This is a genomic window from Flavobacterium cyanobacteriorum, assembly GCF_002251835.1.
GTDB classification, from domain to species: Bacteria; Bacteroidota; Bacteroidia; order Flavobacteriales; family Flavobacteriaceae; genus Flavobacterium; species Flavobacterium cyanobacteriorum.
Genome location: NZ_NOXV01000296.1, coordinates 25,903 through 36,084, shown reverse-complemented (window position 1 = coordinate 36,084; position 10,182 = coordinate 25,903). Strand labels below are relative to the sequence as shown.

Here is a 10,182-nt window from a genome sequence, read left to right as displayed (position 1 = left end):
GTTAAAAACTAACCATTCTTTTTTTTATTGTTTAGGACGCTATTGATGCAGAATCAGATAAAATCGATCTACGAATGCTGCATTCAGGTTTGTATACTATAGTAGTAAAATTTGGAGAACATTTTATTAGTAAAAAAATTATAAAAGATTAGCACCCTATTTAGATGTTCTTTATAACAGTCTGAAATTAATTGTACAGCTATTCGTAATAATAGAAAATGGAAGCAAAATAATATTGTAGCGCTATAGGCCGCATCAAAGTTCAAAAACCCGCGACGAAGTCCATGCTGATTATAATAATTTGCTGCAATAAGCGGTAAAACCGCCTGGTTAAAAAAAAATTAAAAAATGAAGTAGGGTATTTTTTTATTCACTTGTTTGTAAATATATAAGACAAAATTGCGTGAAAAAGAAATCTTATAATTTTTAGTTTTTCTGTGTGTAGGCAGGCTTCACAGCCTGCCTTTTTTATTTAGAGGTAGGATAATGTTCATATTTTTTTAGCCGGTTTTATATTAAGGCCGGCTATTTTATGTAATATCGTTATTTTATCTTTTATTTGTGCTGGTATATAACTCAAAAATTTTACGATGTATAAGTTGTTTAAAAATATTCCCCTGGCATTTTTGGCGGCTATGCTTATGGCTTCTTGTATTGGTGACGATTCAGACGATGTTGTAGTTAATGGGAATCCTTATGCCCTAAACTCACTGTCGGAAGTTACCACACAACTGTCCGCACTGGCATCAGGAGAAATAGACTGCCTGGAAATAATATATCCTATTACTGTTGCTACCTATGCTGAGGGTTTTGTAGTAGCTGACCGGTTTACCTTTAATAATACAAACGAACTCCTTACATTTATTAATAATCTTGGTGAAGGCGCCACTTATGCCATCATTTTTCCGTTTGCTGTTAGCGGAAACGGGGAAGAGATAAGCATTATCAGTAATGACGCTTTTCTGGATACGCTGGAAACCGAAATAGCCGAGTGTACCGCAAATTCCTGCGTAACTACCAACACCTTATTTGCACAGGCCTACAACAGCATTAGTGGTAACGAGCAATTTATCATGGACACCTATACACATGAATATACTTTTAGTATAAGCCAGGCCGGTACTGTTTGCAGTATTGGCTATAAAGGCGAAACAGCTACACTTGCATATCTGATTGAAATTGTTGATGATAATAATACAGTGCTTTATACCGGTAATCATACTTTTAGTAATACTGCCATTAGCTATGTATCTATACCACCCGTAAGCCTTGAGGCAAATACTAATTATACCATAAGGCGCTCTATACCAAACAATAATAACGGAACGGGAGTAGGGACGGTGAAGCAGGGAGCAACTGACATATTACCTGTAACAGAGGGTAATATTACCATACACCAGGCCCGCTTTTATGGAGGTGGTGGTACCAATGCCCCTAATTATGTACTGTTACCTATGATTGATTTTGTGTTCAGGCCACAACCTTAAGCAATATTGGGACAAGGCGGAGTTTACTCATCATTACAATTCAATCCTGTAGAGAGGCAGAAGATTTAAGGATTAATGGCCCTTTATGTATTGATATCAAGATCCCTGAGGTAGTCTTCGTATTCAAAGAAAAAGTGTTCAAAAGCATTCATACTGATGTTAAAAAATCTGAATATGGCGGCCCAGCTTGCCATGTTATACAGGCTTATACCTGTTTTTTCTACCCAGATGCGGCTGATAACCTTTCCTGTTTCAAGATGGTAGTCTTTTTCAAAAATAGCTTCCGGAAGATATTCTTCGTGTAAAATAGTTCTTAGGGATTCCATTTTTTCATAATATATATGCCGCTTATCTTCCTCACGCGGTTCGATATCCAGCATCACCTGCGCTTTTTTATTATCAACATAAAACTTGAAAGACACATCTTTAATCCGGGTATTATAGAGCAGCCATTTGCGCGGATAGGCTTCCGCAAAGGCCGTCCAGAACTCTTTCTTCATTTTTTGTGCTTCTGCTTTGCTGAACATAGTATACTAGGTCTTACGACAGTTTATTTTGAGTATCTTTATCATTCAATACACCCCGATGATATTCTCCGAGTTTATTAAATATATTCCAAAAATACTAAATCAGCAGCTACCAGCCCTGCGGGCACACGTAAAAATGGCACCTGAAGGCAGGCCTGCTTTTCTTTCGCCTGATTATTATACCAAAATGAACCCCAGGCACTCCGCTGTGATGATGCTTTTTTATTCAAAAAAGGATATGACACACCTCGTGCTTATAAGAAGGAATGCATATCCCGGAGTCCATTCTTCGCAAATATCTTTTCCAGGTGGTAAGGCGGAGCCCACGGACGCCAGTTTTGCCCAAACGGCTCTTAGGGAAACCTATGAAGAAATAGGTATTGCGCCTGAAAAAATCGAGGTAGTGATGCCCTTTAGTAAGATTTACATCCCGCCAAGCAATTTTCTGGTGATGCCCTTTATGGGTATTTCATACGGCGAATTACAATTTGAGCCTAATCCTGATGAGGTAGATGCGATACTGGAACTGCCTCTTGATATTTTCCTTGATGATTCCATAATCATATCAACACCCATGCAAACCTCGTATGCTCAAAATATTATTGTACCCGCATTCCTGTTTGAAGGCAATATTGTATGGGGAGCTACCGCTATGATTATGAGTGAGCTTAAAGACACAATAAAAAGTGCCTTACAATAGTAGGGATTTTGTAATTTTGCCTTTTATTTGTTAAAAAACTATGGGTTTATTTAAACGGAATCCTTTCGGGCATATACTCTTCCTGAAAAAATGGCTGATACGTATTTTCGGAATACTCACACACCGCCGCTACAGGGGATTTAATGAACTGTATATTGACGGTTCTGAAATTATAAGGGCTTTGCCTGACAAAAATGTCCTCTTTATATCAAACCACCAAACCTATTTTGCCGATGTGGTAGCCATGTTCCACGTTTTTAATGCGAGCCTCAAAGGCAGGGAAGACAATATTAAGAACATAATAGGCTATATATGGAATCCTAAGCTAAACATTTATTATGTTGCCGCCCGTGAAACCATGAAAGAAGGCCTGCTGCCCAGGATACTTGCCTATGCCGGCGCCATCACTGTAGAGCGTACATGGAGGGCGAAGGGCAGGGATGTGCAGCGAGAAGTAAATCCTAATGATACTGAAAATATCAAAATAGCCCTGGAAGACGGTTGGGTAATAACCTTCCCGCAGGGAACGACTAAGCCTTTTAAACCCATAAGGAAGGGGACTGCCCATATCATTAAGCAGCACAAGCCTGTAGTGGTACCTATCGTAATTGACGGTTTCAGGAGGTCGTTTGATAAAAAAGGGCTGATGCTCAAGAAAAAGGGTATCCTGCAGTCATTTATAATCAAGGAGCCGTTAGAAATTGATTATGATAATGAATCTGTTGAATCAATTATCGAAAAAATTGAATTTGCCATAGAACAGCATCCTTCTTTTCTGAAGGTAATACCTGCAGAGGTTATTGAGGAACACAAGGAGCTGGACCAGCAGCGGAAATGGCAGTATTAAATTTTAATTGTAGCAGTTTCATGTTGTACTAAACTTACCGGCACATATGTTTATCATTTTTAGCAAAATAAAACTGTAAATATTAAATATATATTTAAAACAAAAAGCCCCTCCGTTTCCGGAAGGGCTTTTATTTATTATAAGAATCAGGGATTATTTATTCTCTCCCTTTTCCATCCTTTCTTTAAGTTGAGAAAGTGCATCGATATCACCAAGAGTGGTTTTCTCGGCATTGTTTGAAGATGAAGCAGCAGACTCCTGTGCAGCCCTTACGTTCTTCTCTTCCTCATCACGGAAAGTAGCCGTGTGAGAAGCTACAACACGCTTGAATTCTTTATTGAACTCAATAACTTTAAAGTCTGCGTTGTCGCCTTTTTTAAGCTTCTTACCGTCTTCTTTCTCCAGGTGGCGTGTAGGGATGAAAGCAACAATATCGTCACCAAACTCTACAGTAGCGCCTTTGTCAACAATCTCGGCAATAGTACCGTTGTGTACAGTACCTACAGCGAAAGAGTCTTCATATTTATCCCAAGGGTTAGCCTGGGTTTGTTTGTGGCCAAGGGAAAGTTTGCGTCCTTCAACGTCAAGTTCAAGTACTACAACCTCTAATTTGTCACCAACATTAACAAACTCACTCGGGTGCTTAATTTTCTTAGTCCAAGAAAGGTCAGAGATGTAGATAAGCCCGTCGATACCTTCTTCAAGCTCAACGAATATACCGAAGTTTGTAAAGTTACGAACGATACCTGTGTGGCGTGAGCCTACAGGATATTTAGCAGTGATGTCAGTCCAAGGGTCCTGGGTAAGTTGCTTGATGCCAAGAGACATTTTACGGTCTTCACGGTCAAGTGTAAGGATTACAGCCTCCACCTCATCGCCTACTTTAACGAAGTCCTGTGCAGAACGCAGGTGTGTAGACCATGACATTTCAGAAACGTGGATAAGGCCTTCAACACCTTCAGCAACTTCAATAAACGCACCGTAGTCAGCAATAACAACTACTTTACCTTTAACCTTATCACCTACCTGCAGGTTAGCGTCAAGCGCATCCCATGGGTGCGGGTTGAGCTGCTTAAGGCCAAGCTGTATACGTGTTTTCTCATCATCAAAGTCAAGGATAACCACATTAAGCTTCTGGTCAAGCTCAAGCACTTCGCTCGGGTGGTTGATACGGCTCCATGAAAGGTCAGTGATGTGGATAAGTCCGTCAACACCGCCAAGGTCAATGAATACACCGTATGAAGTGATGTTCTTAACAACACCCTCAAGTACCTGGCCTTTTTCAAGCTGGCCGATGATCTCTTTCTTCTGAACTTCGATATCAGCCTCGATAAGCGCTTTGTGAGAAACTACAACGTTTTTGAATTCGTGGTTGATCTTAACAACCTTAAATTCCATAGTTTTGTTTACATACTGATCGTAATCCCTGATAGGTTTTACGTCTATCTGTGAGCCTGGTAAAAATGCCTCAATGCCAAAAACGTCCACAATCATACCGCCTTTGGTCCTGCACTTAACAAAACCATTAACGATCTCGCCTGTTTCGTTAGCATTGATAACCCTGTCCCAGGCTTTTATGGTACGTGCTTTTTTGTGAGAAAGTACAAGCTGCCCTGATTTATCTTCACGAACATCAATGAGTACTTCTACCTTGTCCCCAACTTTAAGGCCAGGGTTATAACGGAATTCGTTAAGCGAAATAACACCTTCCGATTTTGCGTTGATATCCACAATGGCATCCCTGTCAGTGATCCGTACTACAGTACCTTCTACTACTTCATCACCTTCAGTGGAAATAAAAGTTTTCTCAACTAAATTTTCGAATTCTCTCAGGTTTTGTTCATCTACCGGGTCAATGCCTTCTTCAAAGTTATGCCAGTTGAACTCCTTTAAAAATTCATCTTTTGTTTTTGTTTGCTCAGACATGCTGAAAAATAAATTTGTATCCTGCGTTTACCGGGTTTCATGCAGCGGTAAAACAGCAGAAGCGTTTTACATATAAATAATTGATTACCTTAAGGAAACCCTGCCTGCCAAAAGGTGCGCAAAGGTAGTACTATTTTTTTGATTTACAAATCTTTATTAAGATATCATTAGGAGTATGAAAATAATAAAACAGGTTAACCTCAGTTTATTGAAACCAACAAAGCCCTGCGATTGTGCAGGGCTTTGTTGGTTAATATTATACACTTAAAAATTATGCTAATGCGTTACATTCTCAACGGCCTTTGGGTCATGCCTGTGCCTGAACAAAATGGCAAATGCAATAGCTATAACAAGGGAATAAACAGCAAATGCCAGCCAGATATCCTGCCACTCACGCATAGTTACGGCTTTGTCAAATATGCCCTGGGCATCAACATTAACCTGGCTATATGCTATAAATTTTGCCATTAAAGCATTATCCGGTGTTGTATCAAGATACGCTGCAAGGTCAGTTGTATTATTGAAAGAGCGGGTAAAAAATTTATCGATAAGCCATCCGGAGGTAAAACTACCTAAAACAGCACCAAAACCATTAGTCATCATCATAAAGATGCCCTGTGCCGATGAACGAATCTTAGCGCTGGTTGTAGTTTCTACAAATAACGACCCTGATATATTGAAAAAATCAAAGGCCATACCGTATACGATGCAGGACAAAATAATCATCCAGAGCCCGGTAGTAGGATCACCGTAAGCAAAAAGCCCGAACCTCAGCACCCATGCCAGCATGCTTATCAGCATTACCTGTTTAATGCCGAAACGCTTAAGGAAAAAAGGAATTGCAAGGATAAACAAAGTCTCCGAAATCTGGGATATCGACATTATAATAGTAGAATATTCAGCTACGAATGAATCCGCATATTTTGGAAAATGCTTAAACTCATCCAGAAAGACATCTCCGTAGGCATTCGTAAGCTGTAGTGCACCTCCCAAAAACATTGAGAATATAAAGAATAAAGCTATTTTATAAGTACCAAAAAGCCTGAAAGCTTCCAGACCTAGAGCTTCAAGAGTTGTTGCATTGGTTTTTATATTTTGTGGCGGACATTTAGGCAATGTAAATGAATACAGCCCTAATATAATTGCTGCTATACCGGCAATATAAAACTGGTAGTCACTGGCCTTATTGCCTGTTAGGTTGGTTATCCACATAGCCACAATAAAACCTATAGTACCCCATACCCGTATGGGCGGAAAATCTTTTACAACATCATTACCGTTATTTTTAAGCGCTGTATAAGATACAGAATTGCTCAATGCTATAGTGGGCATGTAGCAGCACATCGCAATAAGCATAACATATATAAATGTTGACGGTTCATTTACCTGCGGAAGTATAAAAAGAACTATAGCATACAGTATGTGCAGGAGGCCATATAAACGCTCTGCATTAACCCAGCGGTCAGCTATTATGCCTGTTATAGTTGGCATAAAGATAGATGCTATGCCCATGGTGCCGAATACCAGGCCAAACTGGGTGCCGTCCCACTGTTTTGTGCCGAACCAGTAATTGGCAATAGTAATCAGCCATGCCCCCATACAAAAAACTGGAGGAAACTCATTACCACCAGCCGATTCTTTATTCCCATAAAATCTCGTGTTTAACGTTTTATTAACAGTTTGTAAAACTATTAATAAAATCGGATTTTAAAACAGCTATAACGTTAAAGTTGTGCTGCTTCCTGTACCAGCAGCATCACTTTTTCAAATTGTTCCTCAATAGTAAGGTGTGAATTATCTATTTCAATGGCATCATCTGCTTTTACAAGCGGTGAATCTTCCCTGTGAGAATCAATATAGTCACGCTCCTGCACATTTTTAAGCACTTCATCATACGTTACCTGCTGGCCTTTTGCCGTCAGTTCCTCAAAACGGCGCTGTGCACGTGTTTCAGGGCTGGCCGTCATAAACAGTTTCAGCTCCGCATCAGGAAAAACTACGGTACCTATATCCCTACCGTCCATAACTATAGCCTTGTGGTCACCCATATGCTTTTGCTGTTCCACCAGCCTGGCACGCACTTCTGATACCTCAGCTACACGGCTTACAAGGTTACTTACATCAAGCGTACGTATTTCTGCTTCAACATTTACTTCATTAAGGTATATTTCAGCATAACCCAGGTTTGGGTTGAATAAAAATTGCAGGCTTATTTCCGACAGCCTCTCAATAAGCGACAGCTTATCAAAATGTTCCCTGCTTATGAGGCCCTGCTGCATCGCAAAATAGGTAACGGACCTGTACATGGCACCGGTATCAACATACACATACCCCAGGGTACGGGCAAGCTGCTTAGCCAGCGTGCTTTTTCCGGTTGATGAAAAGCCGTCTATGGCAATAGTAATTTTTTTATCCAAGTTATTGAAGATTTATCGTTAAACCAAAGAGGCTGGTATTACCTGCAAGCGTGTAGCGTGAGTAAGAATAATCAAAGCGCAGCAGGCCATCATACATCCTGAGGCTAAGCCCACCGGAAATTCCCGAAAAGTTCCGCCGCTCCACAACCCGAAGCTCTTCTCCCCGCCTGAAATTGTAACCCAGACGCAAATTAAAACTTTTTCCCGGAAAAAGCTCTGCCCCAAGTATAACATGCCTCAGCGCGTTATTAAAAAAAGAAACCTTCTCTTCGGTACTGCTACCGTCAATGCCCTGCTGGGCGCGGTTAGGGTTAGAAAAAGCGATATTCCACTGCTGAAGGTTTTCAAGTGTGATATGCCATCGTATCGGTACATTTTCTACTTCCTGCGATATCCCCGCAATTATTTCAAGCGGCAGAGGCTCCTGCTGGCCTGCATAGGTTGTTATTTGTGTACCCACGTTCCTTATAGCCAGTGCAATATTAATGTCGTTTACATCATCAATATATATAGCGCCGATGTCCAGGGCTGCACCAAAAGAATTATAACTTTCAAGCGTTGACGAAATAAATTTTGCATTTGCCCCAATGTAAATATCCGTCCAGGGTATGTTATAGGCATAGCCAAACGAAAGTGCAATTTCACTGCCTGTAAAATCGCCCGTCAGCAACCCGGCTTCATCCCGGCCCTCAAATGTGCCGTAATTAACATAATTGACACCCATGTGGAATGTCTGTACATGCCTGTCCCAGGTATAGGCATAAGCCGCCGTGCCATAGCTCACTTCGCCGTAATAGCTCCCGTAGTTAACCGAGAGGTGGTTATCCATTTCAGGATTTATAGTCGCGGGATTAAATATCCCCTGGTTTACGTCATAATCATAAAGGGTAATTATTTTACCACCAAGGGCTGCCTGCCTGGGCGAGGTTACAAGGTTTAAAAACTGGTAGGTATATTTACCGCCTATCTGCCCGAACGATAAAACAGGACTGAGTAACAGGAAGTAAATAAACGGTTTTTTAAACATTGTTGTAATGTGAAACTGCCTTTATAACGCAGATGCGAAGATATTATTTTTTATATAAGGTTGAATGATTTATTAGCCAAATGCAATTCACGTTGAAATTCTTCTTTTACGATCACAAAGATACGCACATCATCCTGTTTATCTTCTACTGTTTTAATACAGCAGTATCAGCACACATGAATACCATTTTTAATAAAAGTTCAATCCTGTCCTAAATAAAATTTAACACTATCAAACTTAACCATTTTGTTGGATAATTTTGGTTTTATATCCTTTTTTTCAAAACAAAACCCCCTGAATATTTTTTACTTCACTTTTTNATCTGTAAATCAGATATAAATATACAAATTACAACTCTTTTATGCAAGAAAAACGTAAAAAAACCGTCTCAAGTTGTGAGACGGCTTCGTTCAATTATATTCACTATAATAATGATCAACCAAACATTACCTATCTGATGGATTCATTAAAGCGTAACGCTTTAATTCATCAGGAAACAAAGATTGGAAATTTAAGAAGTGTTTTTTCAGGTAGACCAGTAGAACAAAAAATCATCTGGACAGGAAATATTTCAGAATTAGCCCATTTCATCAAAACCCTGCACAACACAGCCAAAAAGGTAGAAGACACCAAGCAGAAACAATGGGAAATAACCATCAACTGTTTTGAAATGGCTGATGGCACAGAACTAACCAAAGACAAACTCAGAACACAAAAAACACCTGCCCGAGCAGCCATCATTGAAAAAGCGGTCAATATTCTCTGATTTGCACTCTACACCTTCTCGAAAGTTTTAAAATTCTTTCATCCATCACCAAACGCCAGGCTTAACAGCTTGGCGTTTTTTTTGGCATACTCTACACTCTACACCTTACTCCAAACCCTTTTCTGCAAAGGGTTTTAGCCTCTCCTTACTGCCCAAATTTGCTTCCGAAATCATTCATAAACATCAAAATTTTCAAAACAATGGAAGCAGTAATCTTACCAAAAGAACAGTATCAAGAACTGTTGAAGCGAATGGACGAAATCAAGTCCGTTTTAACCGAAAAACAGAAAGACCCTAAAGACCTCTTTCTGGACAACCAAGAATTTCTCCAGCTGATGAATGTCAGCAAGAGAACCGCCCAAACGTGGCGTGACGAAGGCATCATTTCTTTCTCACAAGTAGGTAGCAAAATCTACTACCGTATGAGTGATGTGCAAAAGCTACTCGATAGCAATTACAACCAAGCATTCAAGAAAAGAAAGTAA

General features: G+C 39.9%; 9 protein-coding genes and 1 pseudogene. 5 read left to right on the top strand and 5 right to left on the bottom strand.

The window, feature by feature from the left end; genetic code table 11:
• Positions 1-590: 590 nt before the first annotated feature.
• Positions 591-1,487 (top strand): hypothetical protein, encoded by an 897-nt coding sequence (locus tag CHU92_RS12355; RefSeq protein WP_094416023.1) that lies wholly within the window; start codon positions 591-593, stop codon positions 1,485-1,487.
• Between the two features lie 83 nt (positions 1,488-1,570).
• Here CHU92_RS12355 and CHU92_RS12350 read toward each other — a convergent pair whose 3' ends face one another.
• Positions 1,571-2,014 (bottom strand): DUF4268 domain-containing protein, encoded by a 444-nt coding sequence (locus CHU92_RS12350; protein ID WP_094416021.1) that lies wholly within the window; start codon positions 2,012-2,014, stop codon positions 1,571-1,573.
• Between the two features lie 136 nt (positions 2,015-2,150).
• On the opposite strand from CHU92_RS12350, the gene CHU92_RS12345 reads away from it, so the two are divergent.
• Positions 2,151-2,714, top strand: coding sequence for an NUDIX hydrolase (locus CHU92_RS12345; RefSeq protein ID WP_317044701.1), 564 nt, complete (start codon positions 2,151-2,153; stop codon positions 2,712-2,714).
• A 40-nt stretch (positions 2,715-2,754) separates the two neighbouring features.
• Positions 2,755-3,561, top strand: a complete 807-nt coding sequence (locus CHU92_RS12340) for a lysophospholipid acyltransferase family protein (protein ID WP_094416017.1) — start codon at positions 2,755-2,757, stop codon at positions 3,559-3,561.
• A gap of 153 nt (positions 3,562-3,714) precedes the next feature.
• Here the strand turns inward: CHU92_RS12340 and rpsA are convergent, their stop codons facing one another.
• The 4 genes and pseudogenes from rpsA to porQ all read right to left on the bottom strand — a co-directional run bounded on the left by rpsA (position 3,715) and on the right by porQ (position 8,931).
• The gene (gene rpsA / locus CHU92_RS12335) at positions 3,715-5,487 is read right to left on the bottom strand and encodes a 30S ribosomal protein S1 (RefSeq protein WP_094416015.1); all 1,773 of its coding nucleotides are present in this window, start codon (positions 5,485-5,487) and stop codon (positions 3,715-3,717) included.
• Positions 5,488-5,763: 276 nt separating this feature from the next.
• A pseudogene (locus CHU92_RS12330) lies at positions 5,764-7,136 on the bottom strand (nucleoside permease).
• A gap of 75 nt (positions 7,137-7,211) precedes the next feature.
• Positions 7,212-7,904 (bottom strand): (d)CMP kinase, encoded by a 693-nt coding sequence (gene cmk / locus CHU92_RS12325; protein WP_094416014.1) that lies wholly within the window; start codon positions 7,902-7,904, stop codon positions 7,212-7,214.
• Position 7,905: 1 nt separating this feature from the next.
• Positions 7,906-8,931: a type IX secretion system protein PorQ gene (gene porQ / locus CHU92_RS12320; RefSeq protein WP_094416012.1), complete on the bottom strand. Its 1,026-nt coding sequence runs from the start codon at positions 8,929-8,931 to the stop codon at positions 7,906-7,908.
• A 361-nt stretch (positions 8,932-9,292) separates the two neighbouring features.
• On the opposite strand from porQ, the gene CHU92_RS12315 reads away from it, so the two are divergent.
• Both CHU92_RS12315 and CHU92_RS12310 read left to right on the top strand, forming a co-directional pair.
• A complete protein-coding gene (locus CHU92_RS12315; protein ID WP_094416010.1) occupies positions 9,293-9,697 on the top strand; it encodes a hypothetical protein in 405 nt (134 codons plus the stop codon).
• Positions 9,698-9,897: 200 nt separating this feature from the next.
• Entirely contained in the window at positions 9,898-10,182 is a 285-nt protein-coding gene (locus CHU92_RS12310) for a helix-turn-helix domain-containing protein (protein WP_094416008.1), read from the top strand.

Bases quoted from the DNA above. Each gene is read 5' to 3' on its own strand.
- CHU92_RS12345 (WP_317044701.1), top strand. From the start codon at position 2,151: ATGGCACCTGAAGGCAGGCCTGCTTTTCTTTCGCCTGATTATTATACC.
- CHU92_RS12315 (WP_094416010.1), top strand. From the start codon at position 9,293: ATGCAAGAAAAACGTAAAAAAACCGTCTCAAGTTGTGAGACGGCTTCG.
- rpsA (WP_094416015.1), bottom strand. From the start codon at position 5,487: ATGTCTGAGCAAACAAAAACAAAAGATGAATTTTTAAAGGAGTTCAAC.
- CHU92_RS12350 (WP_094416021.1), bottom strand. From the start codon at position 2,014: ATGTTCAGCAAAGCAGAAGCACAAAAAATGAAGAAAGAGTTCTGGACG.
- CHU92_RS12310 (WP_094416008.1), top strand. From the start codon at position 9,898: ATGGAAGCAGTAATCTTACCAAAAGAACAGTATCAAGAACTGTTGAAG.
- porQ (WP_094416012.1), bottom strand. From the start codon at position 8,931: ATGTTTAAAAAACCGTTTATTTACTTCCTGTTACTCAGTCCTGTTTTA.
- CHU92_RS12340 (WP_094416017.1), top strand. From the start codon at position 2,755: ATGGGTTTATTTAAACGGAATCCTTTCGGGCATATACTCTTCCTGAAA.
- CHU92_RS12355 (WP_094416023.1), top strand. From the start codon at position 591: ATGTATAAGTTGTTTAAAAATATTCCCCTGGCATTTTTGGCGGCTATG.